The organism is Faecalibacterium sp. An122 (assembly GCF_002160895.1).
GTDB lineage: Bacteria > Bacillota > Clostridia > Oscillospirales > Ruminococcaceae > Faecalibacterium.
Map to the genome: position 1 here is coordinate 16,720 of NZ_NFLL01000008.1, position 25,357 is coordinate 42,076.

At 62.7% G+C, this 25,357-nt stretch carries 22 protein-coding genes, 1 tRNA gene and 1 other RNA gene; 15 read left to right on the plus strand and 9 right to left on the minus strand.

Annotation, left to right across the window (positions count from 1 at the left end; all coding sequences use genetic code 11):
- Positions 1–12: 12 nt before the first annotated feature.
- From ffh to uvrC, 7 genes are all read left to right on the plus strand, one after another.
- On the plus strand, positions 13–1,353 hold the full coding sequence (ffh, locus tag B5E67_RS07125) for a signal recognition particle protein (protein ID WP_087246180.1): 1,341 nt from the start codon (positions 13–15) through the stop codon (positions 1,351–1,353).
- Positions 1,354–1,458: 105 nt separating this feature from the next.
- Entirely contained in the window at positions 1,459–1,701 is a 243-nt protein-coding gene (gene rpsP / locus B5E67_RS07130; RefSeq protein WP_087246182.1) for a 30S ribosomal protein S16, read from the plus strand.
- A gap of 15 nt (positions 1,702–1,716) precedes the next feature.
- The gene (locus B5E67_RS07135; RefSeq protein WP_087246184.1) at positions 1,717–1,950 is read left to right on the plus strand and encodes a KH domain-containing protein; all 234 of its coding nucleotides are present in this window, start codon (positions 1,717–1,719) and stop codon (positions 1,948–1,950) included.
- Between the two features lie 67 nt (positions 1,951–2,017).
- Positions 2,018–2,551 (plus strand): ribosome maturation factor RimM, encoded by a 534-nt coding sequence (gene rimM, locus B5E67_RS07140; RefSeq protein WP_087246185.1) that lies wholly within the window; start codon positions 2,018–2,020, stop codon positions 2,549–2,551.
- A 2-nt stretch (positions 2,552–2,553) separates the two neighbouring features.
- Positions 2,554–3,399 carry a tRNA (guanosine(37)-N1)-methyltransferase TrmD gene (gene trmD / locus B5E67_RS07145; RefSeq protein ID WP_242956858.1) on the plus strand — a complete coding sequence of 282 codons (846 nt, stop codon included), beginning with the start codon at positions 2,554–2,556 and terminating at the stop codon, positions 3,397–3,399.
- A gap of 238 nt (positions 3,400–3,637) precedes the next feature.
- On the plus strand, positions 3,638–3,901 hold the full coding sequence (locus tag B5E67_RS07150) for an HPr family phosphocarrier protein (protein ID WP_087246186.1): 264 nt from the start codon (positions 3,638–3,640) through the stop codon (positions 3,899–3,901).
- Positions 3,902–3,986: 85 nt separating this feature from the next.
- On the plus strand, positions 3,987–5,834 hold the full coding sequence (uvrC, locus tag B5E67_RS07155; protein ID WP_087384341.1) for an excinuclease ABC subunit UvrC: 1,848 nt from the start codon (positions 3,987–3,989) through the stop codon (positions 5,832–5,834).
- Between the two features lie 50 nt (positions 5,835–5,884).
- Here the strand turns inward: uvrC and B5E67_RS07160 are convergent, their stop codons facing one another.
- The 3 genes from B5E67_RS07160 to B5E67_RS07170 form a co-directional block, all read right to left on the minus strand.
- Positions 5,885–6,574 carry a redoxin domain-containing protein gene (locus B5E67_RS07160; protein ID WP_087384458.1) on the minus strand — a complete coding sequence of 230 codons (690 nt, stop codon included), beginning with the start codon at positions 6,572–6,574 and terminating at the stop codon, positions 5,885–5,887.
- Positions 6,575–6,905: 331 nt separating this feature from the next.
- A non-coding RNA gene (ssrS, locus tag B5E67_RS07165) (6S RNA) lies at positions 6,906–7,110 on the minus strand.
- Positions 7,111–7,141: 31 nt separating this feature from the next.
- Positions 7,142–7,456, minus strand: coding sequence for a DUF1292 domain-containing protein (locus B5E67_RS07170; RefSeq protein ID WP_087384343.1), 315 nt, complete (start codon positions 7,454–7,456; stop codon positions 7,142–7,144).
- 246 nt (positions 7,457–7,702) lie between these two features.
- On the opposite strand from B5E67_RS07170, the gene B5E67_RS07175 reads away from it, so the two are divergent.
- Positions 7,703–8,422, plus strand: coding sequence for a peptidylprolyl isomerase (locus B5E67_RS07175; protein ID WP_087246189.1), 720 nt, complete (start codon positions 7,703–7,705; stop codon positions 8,420–8,422).
- A 3-nt stretch (positions 8,423–8,425) separates the two neighbouring features.
- On the opposite strand, the gene ruvX is transcribed toward B5E67_RS07175, so the two are convergent.
- On the minus strand, positions 8,426–8,857 hold the full coding sequence (ruvX, locus tag B5E67_RS07180) for a Holliday junction resolvase RuvX (RefSeq protein ID WP_087384345.1): 432 nt from the start codon (positions 8,855–8,857) through the stop codon (positions 8,426–8,428).
- Between the two features lie 102 nt (positions 8,858–8,959).
- Here ruvX and B5E67_RS16040 point away from each other — a divergent pair, with 102 nt between their 5' ends.
- Both B5E67_RS16040 and B5E67_RS07190 read left to right on the plus strand, forming a co-directional pair.
- Complete coding sequence (locus tag B5E67_RS16040; protein ID WP_087384348.1) at positions 8,960–12,307, plus strand: PD-(D/E)XK nuclease family protein; 3,348 nt, start codon at positions 8,960–8,962, stop codon at positions 12,305–12,307.
- Positions 12,304–15,954, plus strand: coding sequence for a UvrD-helicase domain-containing protein (locus B5E67_RS07190; protein WP_087384351.1), 3,651 nt, complete (start codon positions 12,304–12,306; stop codon positions 15,952–15,954). Before B5E67_RS16040 ends, B5E67_RS07190 begins: the two co-directional genes overlap by 4 nt.
- A gap of 59 nt (positions 15,955–16,013) precedes the next feature.
- Here B5E67_RS07190 and B5E67_RS07195 read toward each other — a convergent pair whose 3' ends face one another.
- Positions 16,014–16,607: a xanthine phosphoribosyltransferase gene (locus tag B5E67_RS07195; RefSeq protein WP_087246193.1), complete on the minus strand. Its 594-nt coding sequence runs from the start codon at positions 16,605–16,607 to the stop codon at positions 16,014–16,016.
- Positions 16,608–16,893: 286 nt separating this feature from the next.
- Between B5E67_RS07195 and B5E67_RS07200 the strand changes: the two genes are divergently transcribed.
- A complete protein-coding gene (locus B5E67_RS07200; protein ID WP_087246194.1) occupies positions 16,894–17,757 on the plus strand; it encodes a patatin family protein in 864 nt (287 codons plus the stop codon).
- A gap of 60 nt (positions 17,758–17,817) precedes the next feature.
- Here B5E67_RS07200 and B5E67_RS07205 read toward each other — a convergent pair whose 3' ends face one another.
- Together B5E67_RS07205 and B5E67_RS07210 are read right to left on the minus strand one after the other, a co-directional pair.
- On the minus strand, positions 17,818–17,940 hold the full coding sequence (locus B5E67_RS07205) for an OadG-related small transporter subunit (RefSeq protein ID WP_087246195.1): 123 nt from the start codon (positions 17,938–17,940) through the stop codon (positions 17,818–17,820).
- A gap of 77 nt (positions 17,941–18,017) precedes the next feature.
- Positions 18,018–19,151: a sodium ion-translocating decarboxylase subunit beta gene (locus B5E67_RS07210; RefSeq protein ID WP_087384354.1), complete on the minus strand. Its 1,134-nt coding sequence runs from the start codon at positions 19,149–19,151 to the stop codon at positions 18,018–18,020.
- Between the two features lie 452 nt (positions 19,152–19,603).
- Between B5E67_RS07210 and B5E67_RS07215 the strand changes: the two genes are divergently transcribed.
- A tRNA-Tyr gene (locus B5E67_RS07215) sits at positions 19,604–19,688 on the plus strand.
- A 106-nt stretch (positions 19,689–19,794) separates the two neighbouring features.
- On the opposite strand, the gene B5E67_RS07220 is transcribed toward B5E67_RS07215, so the two are convergent.
- Complete coding sequence (locus B5E67_RS07220; RefSeq protein WP_087384356.1) at positions 19,795–21,201, minus strand: S41 family peptidase; 1,407 nt, start codon at positions 21,199–21,201, stop codon at positions 19,795–19,797.
- 278 nt (positions 21,202–21,479) lie between these two features.
- Positions 21,480–21,995: an FMN-binding protein gene (locus B5E67_RS07225; protein WP_087384359.1), complete on the minus strand. Its 516-nt coding sequence runs from the start codon at positions 21,993–21,995 to the stop codon at positions 21,480–21,482.
- A gap of 512 nt (positions 21,996–22,507) precedes the next feature.
- On the opposite strand from B5E67_RS07225, the gene dctP reads away from it, so the two are divergent.
- The 3 genes from dctP to B5E67_RS07240 are packed head-to-tail and all read left to right on the plus strand — an operon-like array spanning position 22,508 to position 25,341.
- Positions 22,508–23,530 (plus strand): TRAP transporter substrate-binding protein DctP, encoded by a 1,023-nt coding sequence (gene dctP / locus B5E67_RS07230; protein WP_087246212.1) that lies wholly within the window; start codon positions 22,508–22,510, stop codon positions 23,528–23,530.
- Between the two features lie 26 nt (positions 23,531–23,556).
- Positions 23,557–24,036, plus strand: coding sequence for a TRAP transporter small permease (locus B5E67_RS07235; RefSeq protein ID WP_087384362.1), 480 nt, complete (start codon positions 23,557–23,559; stop codon positions 24,034–24,036).
- A gap of 3 nt (positions 24,037–24,039) precedes the next feature.
- Complete coding sequence (locus tag B5E67_RS07240; protein ID WP_087384365.1) at positions 24,040–25,341, plus strand: TRAP transporter large permease; 1,302 nt, start codon at positions 24,040–24,042, stop codon at positions 25,339–25,341.
- Positions 25,342–25,357: the final 16 nt, after the last annotated feature.

The window sequence follows — 25,357 nt, forward strand, 5'->3', positions numbered from 1 at the left end:
GGACTGCCCAACATGGCATTTGAATCCCTGACCGACCGCCTGGCCGGCGTGTTCAAAAAGCTGAAGGGCCACGGCAAACTGACCGAGGCCGACATCAAGGCCGCCATGCGGGAGGTCCGCATGGCTCTGCTGGAGGCCGACGTCAACTATAAGGTGGCCAAGGACTTCTGCAACAAGGTGGCAGAGCGGGCCATGGGCCAGGAGGTCATGGAAAGCCTGACCCCGGCCCAGCAGGTGGTCAAGATCGTCAACGAAGAGCTGACCAACCTGATGGGCGGCGAGGAAGCCCCCCGCCTGGTCATCAAGAACAAGGGCCAGACCGTCCTGATGCTCTGCGGCCTGCAGGGCAACGGCAAAACCACCCACGCCGCCAAGCTGGCGAAATATTATCTCAAGCAGGGCCGGCGTCCGCTGCTGGTGGCCTGCGATATCTACCGTCCCGCTGCCATCGACCAGTTGAAGGTGGTGGGCGAGCAGGCCGGCGCCCAGGTGTTCACCCTGGACGGCGCCAAGCCCCCCGAGATTGCCCGCAAGGCCCTGGCTCACGCCCGGGACTACGGCAACGACATTGTGATCCTGGATACTGCCGGCCGTCTGCAGATCGACGAGGTCCTGATGGAGGAGCTGGTCCAGATCAAGCAGGCTGTGCCTGTGGACGAGACCCTGCTGGTGGTGGACGCCATGGCCGGCCAGGACGCGGTGAACGTGGCCCAGACCTTCAATGAGAAGGTGGGAGTGGACGGCATCATCCTGACCAAGACCGACGGCGATACCCGCGGCGGCGCAGCCCTGTCGGTGCTGGCCGTCACCGGCAAGCCCATCAAGTTCCAGGGCACCGGCGAAAAGCTGGACGACCTGGAGCCCTTCCATCCGTCCCGGATGGCCAGCCGCATCCTGGGCATGGGCGACGTGCTCAGCCTCATCGAAAAGGCCCAGGAGGCCGCCGATGAGAAGCTGGCCGAAGAAACCGCCCGCCGGATGATGGAGAACAAGTTTGACATGAACGACCTGCTGGCCCAGTTCGCCCAGATCCGCAAGATGGGCGGCGCATCCGCCATGCTGAGCATGCTGCCCGGCGGCGCCAATCTGGATGCCGGCCAGGTGGATGAAAAGGCCTTCGCCCAGATCGAGGCCATCATCTACTCCATGACCAAGGAGGAGCGGGAAAAGCCCTCCATCATCAACCCCAAGCGCAAGCGCCGCATCGCGGCCGGCAGCGGTACCCGCGTCGAGGACGTCAACCGCCTGCTGCGCCAGTACGAGATGATGCAGAAGCTGATGAAGCAGATGCGCAAGAGCCCCAAGGGCTTTGCGCGGAAGCTGGGCGGCATGCTGGGCGGCCTGCGCGGCTGAGAAATTTTTTAAGGTACAAATCCAACCGCTCCGGCGGGATGGTTTTGGCATAGAAACAAACCGCCCCACCGGGCGAACAAATTCCATTTCAGGAGGAAATGTATCATGGCAGTTAAGATTCGTCTGCGCCGCATGGGCGCTAAGAAGGCTCCCTTCTATCGTGTGGTTGTGGCTGACAGCCGCTTCCCCCGCGACGGCCGTTTCATCGAGGAGATCGGCACCTACGATCCCATGCGTGACCCCGCCGTCATCAAGATCGACGCTGAGAAGGCCAAGGCTTGGATCGCCAACGGCGCCCAGCCCACCGACACCGTCCGTTACCTGCTCAAGAAGTCCGAGATTCTGTAAGCGGAGGGCGGTCACATGCAGGAGCTGTTGCTGACTGTAGCCCGCGGCCTCGTGGAGGACAAGGACGCCGTCACCGTAACGGTGGACCCCCCGCGTGAGGACGGCACCGTCGTCTACCACCTGAGCGTGGCAGAGGGCGACATGGGCCGTGTCATCGGCAAGCAGGGCCGCATCGCCAAGGCCATTCGCGTGGTCATGCGCGCCGCCGCCGTGCGGGTTGATGAAAAGATCCTTGTCGAGATCGACTGAACCGCTTTCTGGGCCGTCCGCCGCTTTGGCCGGATGGCTCTTTTTCATTGTGATAAAAGGAGAAGCTATGCAGCAGTATCTGGAAGCCGGCCGGGTGGTCACCACCCATGGCGTCAGGGGCGAGGTCAAGATGGAGCTGTGGTGCGACGGGGTGGACTTCCTCCGCCCGGCCCCCCGGCTGTATCTGTCCCCGGCAGGGGGCCGCAGCCTGGAACTTGAGAGCATCCGCCCCCAGGGCCAGATGGCCCTGGTGAAGTTCGCCGGGGTGGACGACATGGACGCCGCCCGCGCCCTGCGGGGCCAGGCCCTCTATTTTGACCGCAACGACGTCCATCTGGCCCCCGGCCGCTGGTATGTGGCCGACCTCATCGGCTGCGAAGTGCGGGACGCCGACACCGGCAAGGTCTACGGCGTGGTGACCAGCGTGGACCGCCCCGGCCCCCAGGATATCTATACCGTCAAGGCCCCCAACGGGAAGGAATATATGTTTCCCGGGGTGGACGCCTTTTTGAAAGAGCGGAACCCGCCCGAGGGCTATATCACCGTGACGCCCATTCCCGGCCTGCTGGATGACGGCGCCGCAAGCGAGCGGGAGGACTGACCATGGGGATGCGTGTGGACATTGCGACCCTGTTCCCGGAGATGTGCCAGCGGGTGCTGGATGAGAGCATCCTGGGCCGGGCCGCCCGCAGAGGGTATATCGAGACCCACTGCCACCAGATTCGGGACTACACCCTCAACCGCCAGAAGCAGACCGACGACTACCCCTACGGGGGCGGCTGCGGCATGGTGCTCTATGCCCAGCCCATCGCCGACTGCATCCGGGAGATTCAGCGCCAGGTGGCCGAACAGGGCCGCCCCGCGCCCCATATTGTGTTTATGACGGCCGGCGGCCCCCGGTACACCGAGGAACACGCCCGCCGCCTGGCCCAGTACGACAGCCTGCTGCTGGTCTGCGGCCACTATGAGGGCATTGACGAGCGGGTCATCGAGGCCTTTGCCGACGAGGAGCTGTCCATCGGGGACTATATCCTCACCGGCGGCGAGCTGGCCAGCCTGGTGGTGGCGGACAGCGTCCTCCGGCTTCAGCCGGGGGTGCTGGCCGAGCAGAAGGGCTATGAGGAGGAGAGCTACTGGAACGGCCTGCTGGAATATCCCCAGTACACCCGCCCCGAGGTGTGGGAAGGCCGTGCCGTGCCTCCCATCCTCCTGAGCGGCAACCACAAGGCGGTGGACGACTGGCGGGGCGAACAGAGCCGCCAGCGCACCAAAGAGCGCCGTCCCGATCTGTGGGAGGCCTATCTGGCGGCGGGCGGCTGGGACGGCACGCCGCTGCCCAAAAAGCCCTCCCGCCACCGCAAGAAAAAGCCGGTTTCTCCGGCCCCCGAGGCCCCCGCAGGGGCGGAAATCCCCGCCGAAACCGCCCCCGATTCCCCCCAGGAAACCTGACCCCGGGGGCCGCAGGGCCTGGATGTGTTGAAAACTTTTGTATGCACATCCAATAGAGACGGATTTATTTTGGGAAAAAAGTACAATTTGCAAAAAATGTCCCCGATCGGATTGGGAAAACCGCCAAAATTGCAAAAAAGGCTGTACAACGTTCGTCCCTTGCGATACAATAATACAAGACAGCAGGTGTAATGCATTGCATCCATTCCAATACGACAATAGATAGGAGCGTTTTACTATGTATGTAAAAGAAGTTACCGTTGAGAATCAGGTCGGTCTGCATGCACGCCCCGCCACCTTCTTCATCCAGAAGGCCAATGAGTTTAAGTCTTCAATCTGGGTCGAGAAGGAAGAGCGCCGTGTGAATGCAAAGAGCCTGCTGGGCGTGCTCTCTCTGGGCATCGTGGGCGGCACCAGCATCCGCATCATTGCGGACGGCGCCGATGAGCAGGCTGCGGTCGATGCGCTGATCAAACTGGTGGAGTCTGGCTTCGCAGAATAACCACAGCGAACATTGGGTATACGTTGGGGCGGACGGATGTTCCGCCCTTTTTGTTTTTGGTTTTTGACACAGGAGAGGTGACACCATGACCAAGGCCGAGCTGTACCAGAAAGCCTGTATGCTGCCGCTGCTGCCGGGGGTGTATATCATCCGGGACAAGGCGGATGAGATCATCTATATCGGCAAGGCCAAGCGGCTGCGGATTCGGGTCAGCCAGTATTTCCGGGAAGGGGTTCCCCACGACAACAAGGTCACCCAGATGATCGCCCACGCCTTCAGCTTTGACGTCATTGTCTGTCAGAGCGAGTTTGAAGCCCTGGTGCTGGAGGCCAGCCAGATCAAGGCCCACACCCCCAAATACAACATCCTGCTCAAGGACGGCAAGGGCTACTCCTATGTCAAGATCACCAAAGAGGAGTGGCCCCGCCTCTCCTTTGCCCTTCAGAAGGACGACGACGGGGCGGAGTATATCGGACCCTACACCTCCAGCTTTGCGGCCCGGGAGATGGCCGAGAGCGCCATGGACGCCTTTCTGCTGCCCCGGTGCAACCGGCGGTTTCCCCAGGATATCGGGAAGGGGCGGCCCTGCCTCAACGCCCATATCGGCAAGTGCATGGGGGTGTGCAGCGGCAAAATCCGCTGTGAGGACTACAACCAGGCCGTCAAGGGAGCCATCCACCTGATCCGCTACGGCAAAAAGGATATCATCAAAACCCTCACCCGGCGGATGGAGGAGGCCTCTGAGCGTCTGGAATTTGAGACGGCGGCCCTGCTGCGGGACCAGATCGCCGCCATCACCAAGGTCACCGAGGGCCAGAAAGTGGTGGTGGATGAAAGTCTGGAGATGGACGTGGTGGCCCTGGCCGGCACGCCGGACAGTGCCTGTGTGGCGGTGCTGCGGTACCGTCAGGGGCGGCTGACCGACAAGCGGGAGTTTGTCTTTCACGACCGGTCGGATCTGGAGGAAATCCGGGAGGAGTTTCTGCCCCGGTACTACCTGGACGACGAAGAAATCCCCAAGGTTATCGCGGTGGACGCCCTGCCGGCGGATGCCGACGCCCTGCGCCAGGCCCTGAGCGAAAAGCGGGGCAGCGAGGTGCAGCTGTATGAACCCCAGCGGGGCGACAAGGCCCGGCTGGTGGAGATGGCCCATACCAATGCGGTGGAGCGCCTGGCCCGGGAACGGGGCCGCACCGCCCGGGAACAGAAACTGCTGGACGAGCTGGCCCAGGTGCTGGGCCTGCCCGAGGCCCCGAAGCGGATCGAGAGCTACGATATTTCCAACTGGGGCGACGGGACCAGCGTCTGCGGCATGGTGGTCTTTCGGGACGGCAAACCCAGCAAGGCTGACTATCGCCGGTTCAAGATGCGGACGGTGGCGGGCACCGACGACTACGCCTCTCTGGCCGAGACGGTGTCCCGGCGGGCAGGGGAGTATGTATCCCGCACCGAGGCGGGGGAGACCACCGGCTTTGCCGAAAAGCCCGACCTGCTGCTGATGGATGGCGGCCGGGGCCAGGTGAACGCCGCCAAGGAGGCCCTGCTGGGGACTCCGCTGGCGGATGTGCCCCTCTATGGCATGGTGAAGGACAACCACCACCGGACCCGGGCCATTGTGGATGGGGAAGGCCAGGAAATCGCCATCAACATGAACCGGGGCACCTTCACCTTCATCACCAACATTCAGGACGAAACCCACCGCTTCGCCAACGCCTACCGCAAACAGCAGATGTGGCAGAAGAGCTATTCCTCCACCCTGGTGCAGATCCCGGGAGTGGGGCCCAAGCTGGCCAAGGCCCTCATGAACCAGTTCGGCAGCGTGGGGGCGGTGCGGGCTGCAGAACCCGAGGCCCTGGCCCAGACCCCCGGCGTGGGGGACAAGCTGGCGGCCGAGATTTACGCCTGGTTCCGGCGGGAGGAAGCCGGCGAATAAATGGACAAAAAGAAAGCGGGCTCCCTGGGGTCAGGGGGCTCGCTTTTGGTCTAGTCAAACAGTTTGCCGATGGCGTCCTCGTCCTCGGACAGGTCCCCGGCCAGATCGGGCAGGGTGAGGGTTTCGTCCGAGTGGGGGCCGGCTTTGGGCTTGGCGGGGACGCTGTCCTCCGCCGCCTGGGCCTGGGCCCGGCGGGTCAGCTCGCAGACCTCGTCGCAGAGGGTGTAGATGGCCCCGCAGTCTCCCGGCATATCGGTGAGGTTGCGGCCGTAGTGGGTGAACAGGATGGCCCCTTCCGGGCCCACCACCAGGGTCAGGGGGAGAAGCTGGGGCGCCTTGCGGTCGTAGGGCTGGTTTTTGGCCTGGGCGCTGCGGAGAATCCGCTGGGCCTCAAAACTCCAGTTCAGCAGGCCGGCGGTCTCCACCCCCATGAAGTTGTACAGCACGCCGGGCCGGTCGCAGATGAGGGTGAAGGGCAGGTCCCGCCCTTCCAGGGTCTGGGCCACGTGCTGGGGGCTGCTGCGGACCACGCAGGCCAGTTTGATCCCCTTCAGGTCCTTCAGACTCTTGACGTAGCGGGTGATGTAGGCCCGGGTGATGGGGTGGTCAAAGGCGGGCAGAAAGATCATCACCAGCGGTTTTTCCCCGCCGCACAGGTCAAAAAAATCGTTGCCCGGCGACGAGGGAGTGTCGTAGGTGAAACGGGGGATCGAGGTACCGGCCAGATGATCGGTCCGCATGATGCACACATCCTTTCCTGCTTTTTCATTTTTCAAAAAAGCCTTTCCGGCGCATCGCGGAAAACTTCTCGGCGCCGTCACCTCCGGCAGGGCCGCACCGCGGAACCCTGCGCGTGACGGGGCGCGTATGACCTTCTCAGATACACCCAGGAAAAACCCAAATCCGTCCGGCCGTGCACGGGAAAAGGGAGATTGTGCAAGCCGGGTCCAACCGCAAGGAATGCCGGCGAAAGGGGAGCGTGTTCCCCTCATCCACCGCCCGCAGCCGCCGCAAAGCCGCGGACAGATAACAAAAAAAGCCGGAACAACAGTTCCGGCTGTATGCCTAAAAAAGAATCCCGCCCGGTCGTCTGCGGATGAATCAAACCTACCCTTACGGACAGGTGGGTGCCCTGCCAATGGTTTCATGCTCCCGCATCGAGCCTCCAGGGTGGACCCTGACGGGGCGGTCTGCAATCCCCCACCGGACTCCAGGCTCCCAATGGATGATTAGTAGGATCATATATTCCGCAACAAGTCGTGCCGGGCAGGATTACTGCCGGGTTGGGGGCCGGCCCGGTGGAGGGCTCAGCCGATGTCGAAGCTGTCGCTCAGACGCTTCTCAAACAGAGCGCCGACTTCCATCAAGGTTTCGTCGTCGTCCACCACGTCGAGGTACTCGCCGTCGGCGTCCTCGCCGACGCTGAGGATCACCAGCTGGGTGTCCTCATCGATGTCCTCTTCGTTCTCAACATATTCCACGACGGCCAGATAATGGACGCCCTTGTGGTCCAGCGCATCAATCACCTCAAAGGTAATTTCGTTGCCGTTCTCGTCCTCGAGGGTCATCAGGTCGGGCTCGTATTCGTTCTCAGCCCCGGGGGTCTTCATTTCCTCAGCCATCGTTCCAAACTCCAGTCTATGAATGCACATCTGGGACCGTTGTGCGGTCCCCGTCCTGCATATAGTGTAGCGTTTTTTGGCCGCCTCGTCAAGATGGTAAATCATGAAAAACGGTTTTTTGCAGTTTTCACACAAGTGCCCTCGCGCCGGGGGGCATTCTGTGGTATACTGAACATCAAACAGCCGGTGCAGATCCGGCCTTGTCCATGGGCTGCATGGTACATGATATGACGCAAGGAGAAAAGTATGTCTGGTAAATGGAAACGGGCCGCGCTGGCCCTTGTCTTGGTGCTGGGGCTGAGCCTGGCGGGCTGCCAGAAGGGCAGCTCCGGCCCGGCCGGGGGCGGGATCAAACGCCCCGAGACCATCGAATCCGCCGAGCTTCAGTTCACCCATCCGGTGTCGGGGGATACGGTGGCGGTGTTTGATACGTCCGCCGGGGTGTTCCGGGCGGTGCTCTTCCCCGAGGAAGCCCCCCAGGCCTGCGCCAACTTTGTGGGCCTGGTCCAGGCCGGGTACTACAACGGACTGACGGTGACCCGGGTGGAGTCGGGCTTTGTGGTGGAGGCCGGGCAGGACGCTGCCGGCGGTTCCACCACCATCTGGAACGGCAATGGCTACCCGCCGGAATACACCGACAAGCTCCACCACTATTCGGGGGCCCTGTGCGCCGCCATGACCGACGCCGGGGAGGGCGGCAGCGTCTTTTATGTGGTCCAGACCGCCCCCGGCATGGAGCAGGAACTGCTGGACCAGATGACGGCCCAGGGCTGGCGCCAGGAGATCATCGACGCCTATACCGCTGCCGGCGGTGCGCCCTATCTGGACTACACCGACACGGTGTTCGGCCAGGTGTATGAGGGGATGGAGGTGGTGGACGCCATCGGCGCTGCTGCCGTGGACGAAAACCAGGTCCCCGCCGAGGCCATCACCATCAACAGCGTCACCCTGGAAACCTATCCGTAAATCTTATTCCTCGCCGGGGTGGTTTTTCCGCCAGGCCAGGTAATTTTCCAAAATCACCGAGGCGCTCACCGAGTCCAGAATGGCCTTCCGCTTTTTGCCGAAGGTGCCGCTCTCGCTCAGGAAACCGGCGGCGGTGATGGTGGTCTGGCGCTCGTCCCACATCCGGACGTGCAGGCCGCTCATCTGTGCCACCATGTCCCCCAGCTTGCGGCTTTTCTGGGCTCGGGCTCCCTCGGTGCCGTCCATATTCCGCGGCAGGCCGATGACAATCAGCCCGGCGCGGTTTTCTTTGGCCGCCTCGCAGATTTTGACCGCCACTTTGGCCATGGCCTTTTCTTCGATCTGGGGCTTGATGGGGGTGGCCAGGATTTCGCTGGGGTCGCAGACCGCCAGCCCGGTGCGGCTGTCGCCGTAATCAACTGCTAAAATTTTCATCGGAACGCTCCTTTGCTTTTTGCTTTGCAGGCCTATTCTACCACATCCGCCGCAGGCGGCGCAATGGGGCGTTTTCTTTGGACCAAAGGGAGGTATTGCGCCATGCTGAAACTGGTGTTGGGAGGCTCGGGCAGCGGAAAAACCAGCTGGCTCTACGCCCGTCTGGCCGAGCGGGCCGCCCGGGGAGAGTACAGCATCCTGCTGGTGCCGGAACAGTTCACCTCCTCCACCGAGGGCCGCATCTACCGGGAACTGGGGGACGAGGGTTCGGGCTATGTGGAGAGCTTTTCCTTCACCAGCCTGGCCGAACGGATTCTGTCGGAGGAGGGCGGCTCTGCCGTCCAGACCCTCACCGACGCGGGCCGGGTCACCCTGGTGCGCCGCGCCCTGGAGGAGCTGCAGGACAACGTCCACTATTATTACCGCCACCGCCACAGCGCGGCCTTCTGCCAGCTGGCCGCCGAGACCATCGACGAGCTGAAAAGCGCCGGCGTCACCGGGGAGGACTTTGCCCTTCTGGCCCAGGGCTGCGGCCCCGAGAGCGGACGGCTGGGGGAGCTGGCCCTGATTTATGAGGGCTACGAGACCCTGCTGGCCCAGACCGGCATGGACCCCTCCGACCGGATTCAGCTGGCGGCGGACCGTCTGGAAGCCGCCCTGGCCGAGGGCCGGATGCCGTCCTTTCTGGAGGGCCGGGCGGTGTTCATCGACGAATTCGACACCTTCAACGCCCCCAAACAGCGGCTGATGGGGGCCATGCTGGCGGCGCTGCCCCAGGTGACGGTGGCCCTGTGCGACGACGGATCCCCCGCCGAACCCGGGGATTTGAGCCTCTTTTCGGGCGCTAAGGGGGTGGGGGCCCAGCTGCGGCGTCTGGCCCGGAAAAACGGGTCGGAGGTGGCGGTGCCCCTGCTGCTGAAACAAGACCTTCGCCATCAGGACGCCCCCTCCCTGGCGGCTCTGGGGGAGCTGCTGGCCGCCGGCCGCTGCACCCCGCCGCCGGGGCCGGCGGGAGAAATCCGGCTTTATCCGGCCCCCAGCCGGGAGGAGGAAGCCCGGGCCGCCGCCGGCGCCATCCGGCGTCTGATGGCCCAGGGAGTCCGCTGCGGCAAAATCGCGGTGGTCTGCCGGGACCTGGACAAGTACCGGGCCGCCGTGCGGTATGAATTCCGGATGGCGGGGATTCCCCTCTGGTGCGACGAGTCCACCACACCGGCCTTCAGCGCCCCGGCGGCGGCCGTCACCGCCCTGCTGGAACTGGTCCGGGGGGCGGACTACACCGAACAGCTGTCGGCCCTGGTGAAAACCGGGCTGACCCGCCTGCCGGAGGACCAGGTCTGCGCCCTGGAAAACTACGCCTATACCTGGTCGCCCCGGGCGTCGGAATGGCGGGAGGAATTCAAAAAGAGCCCCCGTGGCTTCGGCGGCGAAAAGCTCACCGCCGAGGAACAGGACAACCTGAAAAAGGCCGAGGAGGCCCGGGCCTTTCTGATGGGGCCCATTGAGACCCTGCGCAGCCGCTGCCGGGAGGCCAGCGCGGAACAAATCAGCAAGGCCCTGTGGTTCTGCCTGGAGGCCCTGGGGGCCGAGGAGGCCCAGAACCAGCAGGTGGAAGCCCTGCGGCTGGTCCGGGGCATCCCGGCCGCCGAGGAGGCTGCCCGGGAGTGGAACGTGGTGATGGACCTGCTGAACCAGATGGCCCAGCTGCTGGGCAGCGAGACGGTGGCCCCGGCGGAATACGCCGAACTGTTCGGGCTGCTGCTGCGCTCCTCCGACCTGGGGCATATCCCCCAGACCCTGGACGCCATCATGCTGGCCTCGGCGGGCAAGATGCGTCTGGACGCCCCGGACTATGTCTTTGTGCTGGGGGTGGCGGAAGGGGAATTCCCCGCCGCGCCGGGCCAGACCGGCCTGCTGACCCACGCCGACCGGGACGCCCTGATGCGGCAGGAAATCGAGCTGCCCGACTGCTTTGAAAACCGTGTGGTCCGGGAACAGGTCTGCTTTTACAAGGCCATGACCGCCCCCGCCAGGGGGCTGTGGATCAGCTGGCCCAAGGGGGCGGGGCTGACCCTGTCGGCGGCGGCCCAGCCCATCGCCGACGCGCTGAACCCGCCTGCCCCCGACCTGACCCTGCTGGATATGGCGGCCACCCCCGGCAGCGCGCTGGACTGTCTGGGAGGCGGCTGGCCCCTCACCGACATCGAGCGGGCCAGCCTGACCCAGGCCCTGGCGGGCAGCGGCAGCGCCGGTCTGGACCTTTTGACCCGGATGGCCCAGAACCCGCCCCATCACATCCAGGACCTGGCGGCCCTGGGCGGGCTGCTGGGGCCGGAGCTGGCCATTTCGCCCAGCCAGATGGAGGCCTATTCCAACTGCCCCTATGGCTATTTTCTGCGGTATGTGCTGGGCCTCAAGCCCCGCAAGAAAGCCCGGCTGTCGGCGGACCAGAGCGGCACCCTGATGCACTGGGTGCTTCAGATGGCGCTGGACCCCCATCCCGGCCCCGACAACCCCTGCAAGGGCGCTCTGCCCGCGCCCTTTGCCCAGCTGACCGACAGCCAGCTGGGGGCATTGGCGGCGGGACTGGTGGATGAATATGCCCGGCGGTATCTGCCCGAGGACACCGCCCGGCTGCGGTATCTGCTCTCCCGGCTGAAAAAGAGCATGGCGTCCCTGCTGTGCTATCTGCGGGACGAGCAGGCTCAGAGCAGCTTTTCCCCGGCGGCCTGCGAGCTGAAAATCGGCGCGGGAGCCGGCGCCGTCCAGCCCCAGACCTATCACTTGTCCAACGGGCGGACGGTGCGGCTGATCGGCACGGTGGACCGGGCCGACGAATGGGTGGAGCAGGACGGCACCCGCTGGGTGCGGGTGGTGGACTACAAGACCGGAACCAAAAAGCTGGACCTGAAAGAAGTCTACTGCGGCCTGGACTGCCAGATGCTGCTGTACCTGTTCAGCCTGACCCGGGACGAGCAGGGCCGCTTTGCGGGGGCGGAGCCGGCGGGTGTGCTCTACCTGCTGGCCGACCCTAACCCCTCCACCGCGGCCCGGGCCGCCGCTGGTCCGGCCGCCCCCTGTCAGCTGGACGGCCTGGTGCGGGACGAGGAAAAACTCTTTGACGCCATGGACCCCGAAAAGACCGGGCGGTATCTGCCCTTCACCTGGGTGAACGGCAAGCCCAGTCCCTGGCAGAAGGCCCGGCGGGCCGACGCCGCCAAGCTGAACCGCATCGAGGCCCACCTGGACAACCTGGTCACCGGCATGGGAGAGCGGCTCTACGGCGGCGAGATCGGGGCCGCGCCTCTGATTGCGGGGCGAAGCCCCTGCCAGTGGTGTGACTACGGGTTTGTCTGCTGCCACGAGCTGGGCCAGGACGAGCGGATTGTGAAAGACCTGGCCCCCGACAAGCCCTTTGAAGAAACCGAAGGAGAGGAGGAAGCGCCATGACCCCCCAATGGACACCGGCCCAGCAGGCCGCCATCGAAGACCGGGGCGGCGGGCTGCTGGTCAGCGCGGCGGCGGGCAGCGGCAAGACCGCTGTGCTGACCGAGCGGGCGGTGCGGCTCATCACCGACCCCCACCACCCGGTGGACGCCGACCAGCTGCTGATCGTCACCTTTACCAATGCGGCCGCCGCCGAGCTGCGGGCCCGCATCGGGGAAAAGCTGCTGGGGCTCAGCCAGGCGGACCCCGCCAACGGCTGGCTTCGCCGCCAGCGGATGCTGCTGCAGCGGGCCCCCATCTGCACCATCGACGCCTTCTGTCTGGATCTGCTGCGTCGGCACTTTGAGGCGCTGGACATCCCCCCCGACTTTGTCCCCGCCGATGCCGGCAGCGTCCAGGTATTGCGGGAGGCAGCCCTGGCCGACACCCTGGAACAGGCCTGCCAAAACCCCGACTTCTGCGCCTTTGCCGATCTGTACGGCAAGGGCCGCAGCGACGATGCCGCGGGCCGGGCGGTGCTGCAGGTCTATGACTTCCTGCGGGCTCTGCCCGACTACCACAAAAAGATGGACGAGATGCTGGCCCCCTGGCAGCAGGAGGGCAGCTTTGCGTCGTCGTCGTGGCATGATTTGCTGTTGGAGCTGGCCGGACAGCGGGCCCGGGCGGCCTGCGGGCTGCTGCGGGCAGCCTTTGCCGACTGCCGGGCCGACCTGGAAGAGGAGCGGGCCCGGGCGGAGGAGAGCAAAAAGACCGCCGCGGCCCGGGCCTCTGCGGCGGCCAAGGCCAACGATAAATTTGTCGAGCCCCTGGAACGGCTGGAATCGGCTCTGACCCTGTTGGAACGGGTGGAACAGCTGGCCGGGGCGGGGGAATGGGAGGCCCTGTACGACCTGCTGACTCCCTATGTGCTGGGGATGGAGCCGGAGCCGGGCCTGAAGGGGATGAAAGGCCGTCTGGCCGGTCCCCGGAAGGCCGCCGTCCGCACCCGTGCCAACGAGGCGGCGGGATTGTTCGGGGAAATTCTGGACCTGATCCCCTGCAGCGAGGCCGAAGCCGAACAGGACCGGGCCCTGGCCGCCCCCCGTCTGGCGGCCCTGATGGAGGCGGTGCGGGACTTTGACGCCCGGTTCAGCGCCAAAAAGCAGGAGCGGAAGCTGCTGGAATTCAGCGACTTTGAGCACCTGGCCCTGAAACTCCTCCGGGGCCCCGACGGCCGGCCCACCCCTCTGTGTGAGGGCATCCGGGCGGGCTATGGCGCGGTGATGGTGGACGAGTACCAGGACACCAACGCCCTGCAGGACGCCCTGTACGCCTGTCTGGCGGCCCCCGACGGGGGCAATCTGTTCCTGGTGGGCGACCTGAAACAGAGCATCTACCGGTTCCGCCAGGCCGACCCGGCCATCTTCCGGGAAAAATTGGAGACCTGGCCCCCGCTGTCCGGCGGGCGGGCCCGCCCGGAGCCCGAGGGCCCCGCCCAAAACGCCATGCTGGCCCTGGACGCCAACTTCCGGTCGGCCCCGGCGGTGGTGGAGGGGGTCAATTTCTTCTTTGAGCAGCTCATGAGCCCCGATCTGGGCGATACCGCCTATGGAGAGGGCCAGCGGCTGGTCTGTGGCGCCCCGGGGGAATATCAGGGGGCGGTGGAGGCCTGTCTGCTGCCCGACGACGAGCAGGAGACCGACGCCGCATGGATTGCCGGGCGGATTGAGGCCCTGGTGGCAGCGGGAGAGCCGGTGCGGGAGGGCAGTTCCACCCGGCCGGTGCGGTATGAGGATTGCTGCATCCTGCTGGCGGCCCGGGCGGAATTCCCGGTGTACACCCGGGCCCTGGCGGACCGGGGCATCCCGGTCTATGCCGACGCTCGGGAAAACCTCTTTGAAGCGCCCCACATCCGGCCCCTGGTGGCCCTGCTGAAAATCATCGATAACCCCGCCCAGGACATCTACCTGGCGGCGGCCATGCTGGGGCCCGTCTTTGGCTTCACCGACGACGAGATGGTGAAACTCCGGGCCCGCAAGAGAGGCGGCAGCCTCTACGGCGCGGTGGCGGAAGTGGCCGCCGGGGAGGGAGAGGACGCCTTTTCCTGCCGGGTGCGGGGCTTTTATGCCCGGCTTACCGAGCTGCGGCGGATGGCCCGCAGCATGCCGGCGGAACGGCTGCTGGAGGAGATTTTCGCCTCCGCCGGCTATCTGGCGGCCCTGGGCGCCATGGAAAACGGCCAGCGGCGCCGGGAGGATGCCCGGCGGTTTGCGGCCTTCTGCGCCGGGGCGGGCAGCGGCGGCATTTCGGCCCTGGTCCGCTCCATCGAGGCAGCCAGCGACGCCGGCGGCGAGACCGGCGACACGGTGCCCGGGGCGGCCCGGCCCGGCTGCGTCACCATTATGACCATCCACAGGTCCAAGGGCTTGCAGTTCCCAGTGGTCTTTCTGGCCGACACCGCCCGGAAGTTCAACGCCGCCGACCTGCGGGAGCCGGTGCTCCTCCACCGGGTCTACGGCGCGGGCCTGCGGCTGCGGCAGGAAGGAGGCGAGCTGTACAAGACGGCGGCCTATACCGCCCTGGCCGCCGTCCATGAGCGGGAAATGCGCAGCGAACAGATGCGGCTGCTGTATGTGGCCCTGACCCGGGCCCAGGACCGTCTGATTTTGACCCTGCCTCTGGGGATAACCCGCACGGCCAATCCTCTGGAAAAGGCCGCGGCCTTCCTGGCGGCGGATGCGGGCCCGGTGCTGTACAGCCAGTGCAATTCCTTTGCGGGATGGCTGCGGGCCGCGCTGCTGGTCCATCCCAACGGCGGCCCCCTGCGGCGGCAGGCGGGGGATTTACAGCTGCCCTTTGTCCGGACCGACAGCGTCATCACCCTGACCATTCCCGACCCGGCCCAGCCGGTGGCCCCGCCGGAACCTCCCGCCCCTGTCCCGGCGGACCCCGCCCTGGCGGCGGCTTTGCGGGACAATTTTGCGTGGCAGTACCCGGCGGCAGGACTGGCGGCGGTGCCCGCCAAGGTCAGCGTCACCAGCATCGTCCACAAGGCGGGGGAGGTCACGTTGGAGCGGCCCGCCTTCCTGGCCAAGGACGGCCTGTCCGCCGCCGAGATGGGCACCGCCCTCCACGCCTTTATGGAGCACGCTGACTTTGACGCGCTGGCCGGACCCTCCCGGCAGGGCGGCCTGGCTCTGGACCAGGCCCTGGCTGCCGAGCGGGACCGCCAGACCGCGGCCCGGCTCACCGCCCCCGAAATCGCCCAAAAGCTGGACATTGCCCGGCTGGCCCGGTTCTTTTCGGGGGAGGCCTTCGGGCGGGTGCTGGCGGCGGAAAAAGTCCTGCGGGAGTACGCCTTCATCACGGCTTTGCCGGCGGGGGCGGTGCTGGCCGCCCAGGGCCAGGCCCCCGAGGAAATGCCTCCCGCCGTCCGGGGGGAACAGGTGCTGGTGCAGGGCATCGCGGATATCCTGCTGGTGTTCCCCGATCATCTGGAACTGCTGGACTACAAGACTGACCGGGGCAAGACCGAGGCTGAGTTCCTGGCGGCCTACCGCCCCCAGCTGAACCTCTATGCCCTGGCGGTGGAAAAGCGCTTTGCGCCCCGCAAAGTCACCTACAAGGGGATCTATTCCTTCGCCCTGGGCCGCCTCATTGACGCCGATTGAGACAAAAAGAAAACTCCGTGCCTTCCCTCTGGGGAAAACACGGAGTTTTTTTGCATTTCTCAGCTCTGGTGGGGCTGGGGACGGAAGACCACTTCGCCGGTGGCGGCGTCCATGGACTCCACAATGGCCAGGGACTCCAGCTGGATGCCCCGGGCGCGAACCAGATCGCCGCCCGGCTGGAAGCCCTTTTCCACGGCGATGCCGATGCCTTCCACCGTGGCGCCGGCCTCCTGGGCCAGGGTCAGCAGGCCCATCAGGGCGCAGCCGTTGGCGAGGAAGTCGTCCACGATCAAAACATGATCGTTGGGGGTCAGGAACTTTTTGGAGACAATCACGTTGTAAATCTTCTTGTGGGTGAAGGACTGGATCTGGGTCTCGTAGTTGTCATAGTCCAGATTGATGCTCATGGCCTTCTTGGCAAAGACCACCGGCACGTTCAGCTCGCTGGCCACAATGGCTGCGATGCCGATGCCGCTGGCCTCGATGGTCAGGACTTTGTTGATGGGCTTGCCGGCGAACAGCCGCTTCCACTCCCGGGCCATCTCCCGGAACAGGGGAATGTCCATCTGGTGGTTGATGAAGCTGTCGACCTTCAGCACTCCGCCCTCGCGGATGATGCCGTCTTTGCGGATGCGCTCTTCCAAAAGTTTCATGGCCTGGTTCCTCCCTCCGCCTGACGGCGGTTTCACTTCTTCTCTCAATACACAACAGTATACCGGATTGCGGCAGGGGTGGCAATAGGTTTTTGCGCGAAAATTTTACAAAAACCGCGCCTTTTTACAGCCCCCTTTTGGGCGGGGGCCTCTTGTACTTTTGCCGGTTTTTGATTATACTTGTGGTCAACGGAGAAAACATTCTCCGGGCGGGGGCTCCACACGGCCCGCCGCCGCAACGACAGCCGGCGGGGCTGCCCGCCGTCACAGAGGGGGAGAGCAGATCATGAAAACCGGATTGGTTTTGGAAGGCGGCGCCATGCGCGGCATGTTCACAGCGGGCGTCACCGATGTTTTGATGGAACACAACGTCACCTTTGACGGGGCGGTGGGCGTTTCGGCCGGGGCGGTGTTTGGCTGCAATTACAAGTCGCACCAGCCCGGGCGGGTTATCCGCTACAATCTGGCCTACTGCAACGACAAGCGCTACGCCAGTATGCACAACCTGCTGCACACAGGCGACTTGTACAGCGAGCAGTTCTGCTACCACGATATCCCGGAAAAGCTGGACCCGTTTGACACCGAGACGTTTGCGGCGTCCCCGATGGAATTCTTTGTGGTGTGCACCGAGCTGCGGACCGGCGACCCCGTCTATCACAAGTGCCGCACCGGCAGCGAGGAGGACCTGAAATGGATGCAGGCCTCCGCCTCCATGCCCCTGGCGGCCCGCACGGTGAAGATCGGACCCCACCGCCTGCTGGACGGAGGGATTGCGGACTCCATCCCGGTGCGGTTCCTGGAATCCATCGGCTACAAAAAGAACCTCATCATCCTGACCCAGCCCAAGGGCTTTGAGAAAAAGAAAACCAAGTTCCTGCCCATCATCCGGGCCCGGTACGCCCGCTATCCAGCCTTTGTGGCCGCGGCGGCCGACCGCCACGAGCGCTACAACGAGACCCTGTCCTATATCTCGATGCTGGAGGAGGCCGGCGACGCCTATGTGATCCGCCCGCCCATCCCTCTGGAGATCGGCGCCATGGAGCGGGATCCCCGGGAGCTGCAGCGGGTCTATGACACCGGCCGCGCCGTGGCCGAAAAGCAGCTGGACCAGATCCAGACCTTCCTGCTGCGGGCCAAAGCGGAGCTGTAAAATCCAAAACGAAAAAATCCCGTGTCCCTTTGGGGGACACGGGATTTCTTTTGCGTTTGCTTACCGGTTGGACAGCTTGCCCAGCAGGGTGATGACCAGGATGATGGCCACAATCACGATAAAGATGCCCACCATGCCGATCAGCATCATCGGCAGGGTCTGGGACAGGGAAGCGAAGTTCATATGCAAAGCCCTTTCTTATGGTAACATGGAGAGGCCGGGCCCGCCGCAGGCAGGCGCCGGGACAGCGGGACGGAGGATCAGACCCCCATCAGGGCCAGTAGCAGGCCGCCGGCGATGACGGAAGCGATCTGACCCGAGACGTTGACGCTGATGGAGTACATCAGCAGGAAGTTCTGGTTGTCCTCGGCCAGGCCCATCTGGTTGACCACACGGCCGCTCATGGGGAAAGCCGAAATGCCGGCTGCGCCGATCATGGGGTTGATCTTTTTGCCCTCGGGCAGGAAGATGTTCAGAACCTTGGCGAAGATGACGCCGCCGGCGGTGTCAAAGACAAAGGCGAACAGGCCCAGAGCCAGGATCAGCAGGGTGTCGGGGCGGACGAACTTGTCGGCGGTCATCTGGCTGGCCACGGTCATGCCCAGCAGGATGGTGATGAGGTTGGCCAGGGCGTTCTGGGCGGTCTCGCTGAGGGAGTTCAGGACGCCGCACTCACGCAGCAGGTTGCCGAACATCAGGAAGCCCACCAGAGCCACGCTGGCGGGGGCCACCAGGCCGGCCAGGATGGTGACCACCACGGGGAACAGGATGCGGGTGGTGCGGCTGACGCTGCCCTTCTGGTAGGACATGCGGATGCAGCGCTCCTTCTTGGTGGTCAGGGCGCGGATGACAGGGGGCTGAACGATGGGCACCAGGGCCATGTAGCTGTAGGCGGCCACCATGATGGGTCCCAGATAGTCGGACATCAGGGTGTTGGCCACGAAGATGGCGGTGGGGCCATCGGCTGCGCCGATGATGGCGATGGAAGCGGCGTCCTTCAGGGGGAAGAACAGGCCCGCGATGCACAGGGTGAAGAAGATGCCGAACTGGGCCGCAGCGCCGAACAGCATCAGCCAGGGTTTCTCCAGCAGGGGGCCGAAGTCGATCATGGCGCCGATGCCGATGAACAGCAGCAGGGGGAACAGCTCGTTGGACATGCCTGCCTCAAACAGAACCGAGAGGGGGCCTTCGGTGTCGCCCTGGGTGATGGCGCCCGACAGGGGCAGGTTGACGAGAATGGTGCCGAAGCCCATGGGCAGCAGCAGGCTGGGCTCCATTTTTTTGGCAATGGCCAGATAGATCAGCAGACCGCCGACGACCCACATCACCAGCATCTGCCAATTCAGGTTCCCGAAGTTCGAGAACAGCTCCAGGAATTGTTCGAGAAAATTCATTGTTTCCAAAATACCTCCTTCACGGTTTGAGCGGACCGCGGCGAAGGCTGGGAACGGACGGCTGTTTTTGCACAACAAAAAAAGACCCGTCAGCCGCTGCCGTCCAGGCAGATGCCCGCGGGGGGAGATAAACCCCCTCGTCCAACCTTGTCGCCGCTGACATTATTATAAAGTACAGCCTGAAAAAACACAAGAGAAAACAGGATTTTGTCGGCGGAAAGGGGCCTGGGCAAAAAACCGAAAAATACCCGTTGACAAAATCTGCCTTCGGTGATAAAATAAGCAAGCGGTCCGGAAAACCACGGCAGCGCAGGGGGAGAGTCAAATGTCTTCCCAAAGGGTTCCGACAGAAATCCAAAAGAAATCTGAAAAAACTCTTGACAAGGCGCCTCACCTGTGGTAAAATAAACGAGTCGTCCGGCAAACGAAACAGATACCGCAAAAATGAATATGGGCGTGTTCCCGAGTGGCCAATGGGGACAGACTGTAAATCTGCTGCTTAATGCTTCGGTGGTTCGAATCCACCCGCGCCCACCAAATCCCGAGTACTTTGGTACTCGGGATTTTTTGTTGTCCCGGCCCGGGCGGGGAAGTTCCGCCCAAGCAAAAAGGGTGCGCCCCAAGGGCACACCCCCATCTCCAATCATTCGCCGGCCCCGGAAAGCCGCTGGATCAGCTTGGCGGCCAGGGTTTCGGCCTCACCGGCGGGGACCCAGAGATCCGGCTCAAAGCCCCGGAGTTCCTCAAAGTAATCATAACCTTCCGGTGTCAGATAGAAGTTATACATACTCATTTGTACAGCGGTTTTGCTGTTGGGCAGCACTACATGGCCGCTGTTCCCCAGCATGGCACCATAGGTGTTCTCGCCGATAATCAGACTGTTTTCCAGGTTGCAGGCAGTATCCAGGATGATCTCTCCAGAGGACGCGGTGATTTTTCCGGTCAGCAGAATCAGCAGGTTGTCATGATCGATCCACCCGTCTTCCAGTGCATTTTCCGAGCTGCCGTCATAGCTGGAAAACCGAAGCCCATTGCCGGGAACATTCTGACCATATGCGTAGCGGTTGATCCAGGAATGCAGAACGCTTTCGGCGCCGCCTGTGTTAGAACGCAGATCCAGCATGGAGACCGGCTTGGCTTTGAGTTCCTGGGCCCCGTTTATAGTGGCCCTTTGATAGTCTTTATCGAAATTGTTGAACTGGAACACCGGGATGCCGTCTGTCTCCCGCAAGTCTGTATTCTGGTCCTTCGGCAAATTCTCGTAATACAGTTTCCAGGGTTCAGCCGTCAGTGTCTCGGTGGTGCCGTCGGTATAATGAACGGTCAGCTTTTCGTCACAGATGTGATTTTCAAACTCCGACTGCCCGTCAAATACGGCTTCTTTCAGCAGCACCGGATAATAAACGATCTGCCCCTCCTTGGAAATGGAACGCTTGAACAGCTCCTCCAGGTCTGTGTGATTTTCCACGGACTCCACCGTTTTGCCATTGACGGTCTGGTAGCCGTCCTCCGTTTTCAAAAAGGCAGTTTGACGGAAGAAAAAAGGAACCTGTGTGGGGGATGGGCTGGTTTCGTTGATCCGGAAATGCCCGTCTTTGATAAAGCCCAGCTGACTGACAATGATTTGTTCCAGCTCCTGACAGGTGAGGGTGTCTTTGGTTTCCAGAGCCTCCAGCATTTTCTCCTGGGCCGCATCAAAGGCCGCGTGTCCGCCGAAGTAGTCATAAAAACCGTAGGCGTAATAAAAGGCATCGAACAGGTAGTTGATATCCTCCACGGCCTGGCTGTGGGTCAGTTCCAAATCGGGGTCATAGTCGCTGCGCGTGTTGGTGATGTAAGCAGAGATTTTCATCCAGCCTTCATCTGACAGGCTGGTGCGCAGATAGGGCGTAGGGTCCAGCTCCTCCCTCTGAATGCTCTGATGTTCGGCGTTTACCTGGTCCAGCAGCTCCTCCAGTGTGGGCTGGGGAATATCCGGCGCAGCGGCACAACCAGCCAGCGAAAGAAACAGGGCGGCGCTCAGCAGCGCCGCCAGAATACGGTGTTTCAAAGCGAAAGTCTCCTTTCATGGGCGCTGTCTCAAAGGATGGTGCCCGATGATTCAGTGTGTTGAATCTTCCTTTTTATATAGCTAAATATAGCACCCTGGGATGACCCAGTCAAGAAAGCCCCCGGCCTGTCCCAAACAAAAACACACCGGCAAAGCGGTCCCTGGGGGAGACTTTGCCGGTGTGTTTTATGGTAAGCGTCTGGGATTGATGCGGCCCCAGACTACGGTTTATACCGATCTTCAGGATGGAATGCTATGGAATGTGACAGAAAAGTGGATTAGGCCTCCGGCTCAGACACCACGATGGTCTGGTCGGGCTCGCCCTCAGCCTCGATGGCGGCCAGCATAGCCTTGGCGTTGTTGGTGGCCAGGGTAGCGCCGGTGATGCCGTCGATCTCAGAGGAGGTGCCGGCCTTCACGATGTTCTCGCTCAGCTCGGGCATCCAGTCAGCGGGCGAGGGGTCCATGGGGTAGGTCTCCGCGGTGGTCTCGCTCTTCTTGTTGCCGTCGGCGTCGTAGCTCTCGAAGGTAGCAGAAACGATCTTGCCGTCCTTGTACTCCACCACCAGCTCGTCGCGCCAGCCGTAGGCGGCCTCAGCCGAGGCATCGTCCATCTGGGCGGTGTAGACACCATCGGCCTTGCCGGTGGTCTCAGTGGTCTCCTCCGATGCAGCTGCGCTGCTGGCAGTGCTGCTGGCGGCGGTGCTGTCCGCAGTGCTGGAGGAACTGCTGCAGCCTGCCAGAACCACCAGTGCGGTTGCGGCTGCCATTGCCATCAAAATCTTGTTCTTCATAATATAAAAACCCTCCCGATTGTTTCCTGTTTCACAGTATAATCGCAAAATGCCGTAACACATATAGTAGCAATCTGCCGCAGGCTTGTCAAGAATTTTATGCTGAAATATTTTGATTGAAAAGAAAAATTAAGAAACAGCCTTCTTCTGATGAGAAAAAGGCTGCCTTTGACGAATTTTGTAAATCGAGAGGGAAGGGGAGCGGCCGGGCCCCGGCCCGCCGTTTTAAACCGGCCCGGGGGCTGATTTTTGCTGGCAAAACCGGGAGGAAAAGGAAGGCTTTTTGGCCCTGTCTCACTTATATGCACAAATAAAACCCGTTTTTGTGCAAAATGTCTGCATTAACCGGGAAAGAATTTGCCATACATTGCATTTGTGTACAAAGAATGGGGAGTAAATTGGTGAGGTATTCCATCTGGCTTTTGGAATGCAAGTAGGATATAGTAGAAATATGAAACAAAGTGCGGCTTTTTGCCGGGATAACTTTGGTTACCAAGGAGGAGAGAATGCTTATGAAAAAAATTTCTCGCCGCTCGTTCCTGGCGGCGATGGCCGTTCTGGCTGCGAGCGGTTTGTCCGGCTGTGCCGGCTCTGCCGACAACGGCCTGCAAATCATCCGCATTGGACACAACCAGTCCACCAACCACCCCACCCACACCGGTCTGCTGGCCTTTGAGTCCTTTATCGAGGAAAAGCTGGGGGACAAGTACGACGTTCAGATCTTCCCCAGCGAGCTGCTGGGCTCCCAGAACGAGATGGTGCAGCTGACCCAGACCGGCGCCATCACCTTCTGCGTGGCGTCCAACTCCCTGCTGGAGACCTTCTCCCAGAACTACACCCTGTTCAACCTGCCCTATCTGTTCTCCAGCGCCGAGGCCTACCATGCCGCCATGGATGACCCCGAGGTGGTGGGCCCCATCTTTGAGTCCACCAAGCAGGCAGGCTTTGAGGCGGTGACCTGGCTGGACGCCGGCACCCGCAACTTCTACACCATCAAGACCCCCATCAACACCCTCGCCGACCTGAAGGGCCTCAAGATCCGCGTGCAGCAGTCTCCCACCAACGTGCGGATGATGGACCTGCTGGGCGGCTCGGCCACCCCCATGGGCTTCGGCGACGTGTACACCGCCCTCCAGGCCCAGATGCTGGACGGCGCCGAGAACAACGAGCTGGCCCTGACCGACAACGGCCACGGCGACGTCTGCAAGTACTATTCCTACACCATGCACCAGATGATCCCCGACATCCTCATCGGCAACCTGGGCTTCATGGAAGACCTGAGCGCCGAGGAGCGGGCCATCTTTGACGAGGGCTTCGAGATCGTCAACCAGACCCAGCGGGACGCCTGGGGCGACGCCGTAGAGGCCGCCAAGGACAAGGCCCAGAACGAGCAGGGGGTCAACTTCATCTATCCCGACATCACTCCTTTCCAGGAGGCTGTGGCCCCCATGCACGAGGAGATGCTGGCCCAATACCCCGACCTGGCCCCCATTTATGAGCGGATCCAGGCCTACAACGCCGAGTACGAGGCCTGAGCGCGAGAAAGGAAGTGTTCCACGTTATGCAATCCATCCGTAAGGTGCTGAATCTCATCATGAATGGTCTGGCGGGGGTTAGCCTCATCGCCATGACGGCCCTGACCGTCTGGCAGGTCTTTACCCGCTACGTCCTGAACAACCCCTCCACCTGGTCCGAGGAGCTGGTGGGCTATCTGTTTGCCTGGGCCAGCCTGTTTGGCGCGTCCCTCATCACCGGTGAGCGGGGCCACATGAACATCCCCGTGGTGGTGGAAAAAATGCCCGCTGCCCTGCAGAAATTCTTCGCTGTCTTCGGTGAGCTGGTGGCCATGGCCTTCTCCGGCATCATCCTGGTGTACGGCGGCTACGCCATCACTCAGCTGGCCATGGGCCAGATGACCTCCTCGCTGGGGGTTGCGGTGGGCGTGTTCTATGTCACCATGCCCATCTGCGGCGTCATCAACATCCTCTACACCATCCTCAACATCTACGATATCTGCAAAGGCAAGAAGGAGGCAGCGTAAGTTATGGCCATGCAATCTCTCGGGATGATTATTGTCATCCTCGCGGTTCTGCTGGTGGTGGGCGTGCCCATCTCCTACTCCATCGGCATCGCCTCCCTGTTCACCATCCTTCAGACCGTTCCCCTGGATATTTCGGTGGTCACCGGCGCCCAGCGCATCTTTGTGGGCATGAGTAAATTCAGCCTGACCGCCATTCCGTTCTTCATCCTGGCGGGCAACCTGATGAACCAGGGCGGCATCGCCAAGCGATTGGTCAACTTCGTTATGGCCATCCTGGGCAAGCTGCCCGGCGCCCTGCTGGTGACCAACGTGGGCGCCAACGCCCTGTTCGGCGCCATTTCCGGCTCGGCTTCGGCTGCGGCCGCCGCCGTCGGCTCCATGGTCCGTGAAGGCGAAGAGGAGCAGGGCTACGACGAGGCCCTGTGCGCTGCCACCAACGGCGCTTCGGCTCCCTCCGGCCTGCTGATTCCTCCCTCTAACGCGCTGATTACCTATTCTCTGGCCGCCGGCGGTACCTCGGTGGCAGCTCTGTTCATGGCCGGCTATCTGCCGGGCCTGATCTGGGCGGTCTGCTGCATGGTGGTGGCCATCATCATCGCCAAGAAGAAGGGCTATAAGGGCACCCCCGGCAAGTTCAGCTGGTCCAACCTGGGCAAGGCCACCCTGCAGGCCATTCCCTCCCTGTCCCTGATTATCGTGGTCATCGGCGGCATCATCGCCGGTGTCTTCAGCGCCACCGAGGGCTCGGCCATCGCCGTGGTGTACGCCCTGATCCTGGGCATCTGCTACCGCAACATCACCCTCAAGAGCTTCTGGAAAATCGTGGTGGACAGCGCCAAGATGAGCGGCATGGTGGTCTTTCTGATCGGCGTGTCCAACATTCTGGGCTGGGTCATGGCCTTCCTGCAGATCCCCCAGGCGGTTTCCGCTGCCCTGCTGGGCATCACCGACAACCCCATCATCATCCTGCTCATCATGAACGTGATCCTGCTGGTGGCAGGCACCTTCATGGACGTCACCCCCGCCATCCTGATCTTTACCCCGCTGTTCCTGCCCATCGTCAAGACCTTTGGAATGGACCCCATCCATTTCGGTCTGATCCTGGTGTATAACCTCTGCATCGGCAACATTACCCCGCCGGTGGGCAACACCCTCTTTGTGGCCATCAAGGTGGGCCGCACCAGCCTGTCCAAGACCATGCCCTATATGCTGTGCTACTATGTAGCCATCCTGCTGGGCCTGATGCTGGTGACCTATATTCCCGCCATCAGTATGGCGCTGCCTCAGCTGGCTGGTCTGGCCTAAGGCGGCATCTCTATAT

Bases quoted from the DNA above. Each gene is read 5' to 3' on its own strand.
- B5E67_RS07205 (WP_087246195.1), bottom strand. From the start codon at position 17,940: ATGAACTTCGCTTCCCTGTCCCAGACCCTGCCGATGATGCTGATCGGC.
- ruvX (WP_087384345.1), bottom strand. From the start codon at position 8,857: ATGAAAATTTTAGCAGTTGATTACGGCGACAGCCGCACCGGGCTGGCG.
- B5E67_RS07160 (WP_087384458.1), bottom strand. From the start codon at position 6,574: ATGCGGACCGATCATCTGGCCGGTACCTCGATCCCCCGTTTCACCTAC.
- uvrC (WP_087384341.1), top strand. From the start codon at position 3,987: ATGACCAAGGCCGAGCTGTACCAGAAAGCCTGTATGCTGCCGCTGCTG.
- B5E67_RS07240 (WP_087384365.1), top strand. From the start codon at position 24,040: ATGGCCATGCAATCTCTCGGGATGATTATTGTCATCCTCGCGGTTCTG.
- B5E67_RS07195 (WP_087246193.1), bottom strand. From the start codon at position 16,607: ATGAAACTTTTGGAAGAGCGCATCCGCAAAGACGGCATCATCCGCGAG.
- B5E67_RS07225 (WP_087384359.1), bottom strand. From the start codon at position 21,995: ATGAAGAACAAGATTTTGATGGCAATGGCAGCCGCAACCGCACTGGTG.
- B5E67_RS07175 (WP_087246189.1), top strand. From the start codon at position 7,703: ATGTCTGGTAAATGGAAACGGGCCGCGCTGGCCCTTGTCTTGGTGCTG.
- B5E67_RS07150 (WP_087246186.1), top strand. From the start codon at position 3,638: ATGTATGTAAAAGAAGTTACCGTTGAGAATCAGGTCGGTCTGCATGCA.
- B5E67_RS07170 (WP_087384343.1), bottom strand. From the start codon at position 7,456: ATGGCTGAGGAAATGAAGACCCCCGGGGCTGAGAACGAATACGAGCCC.
- ffh (WP_087246180.1), top strand. From the start codon at position 13: ATGGCATTTGAATCCCTGACCGACCGCCTGGCCGGCGTGTTCAAAAAG.
- rimM (WP_087246185.1), top strand. From the start codon at position 2,018: ATGCAGCAGTATCTGGAAGCCGGCCGGGTGGTCACCACCCATGGCGTC.
- dctP (WP_087246212.1), top strand. From the start codon at position 22,508: ATGAAAAAAATTTCTCGCCGCTCGTTCCTGGCGGCGATGGCCGTTCTG.
- B5E67_RS07190 (WP_087384351.1), top strand. From the start codon at position 12,304: ATGACCCCCCAATGGACACCGGCCCAGCAGGCCGCCATCGAAGACCGG.
- trmD (WP_242956858.1), top strand. From the start codon at position 2,554: ATGGGGATGCGTGTGGACATTGCGACCCTGTTCCCGGAGATGTGCCAG.
- B5E67_RS16040 (WP_087384348.1), top strand. From the start codon at position 8,960: ATGCTGAAACTGGTGTTGGGAGGCTCGGGCAGCGGAAAAACCAGCTGG.
- B5E67_RS07235 (WP_087384362.1), top strand. From the start codon at position 23,557: ATGCAATCCATCCGTAAGGTGCTGAATCTCATCATGAATGGTCTGGCG.
- rpsP (WP_087246182.1), top strand. From the start codon at position 1,459: ATGGCAGTTAAGATTCGTCTGCGCCGCATGGGCGCTAAGAAGGCTCCC.
- B5E67_RS07200 (WP_087246194.1), top strand. From the start codon at position 16,894: ATGAAAACCGGATTGGTTTTGGAAGGCGGCGCCATGCGCGGCATGTTC.
- B5E67_RS07210 (WP_087384354.1), bottom strand. From the start codon at position 19,151: ATGAATTTTCTCGAACAATTCCTGGAGCTGTTCTCGAACTTCGGGAAC.
- B5E67_RS07135 (WP_087246184.1), top strand. From the start codon at position 1,717: ATGCAGGAGCTGTTGCTGACTGTAGCCCGCGGCCTCGTGGAGGACAAG.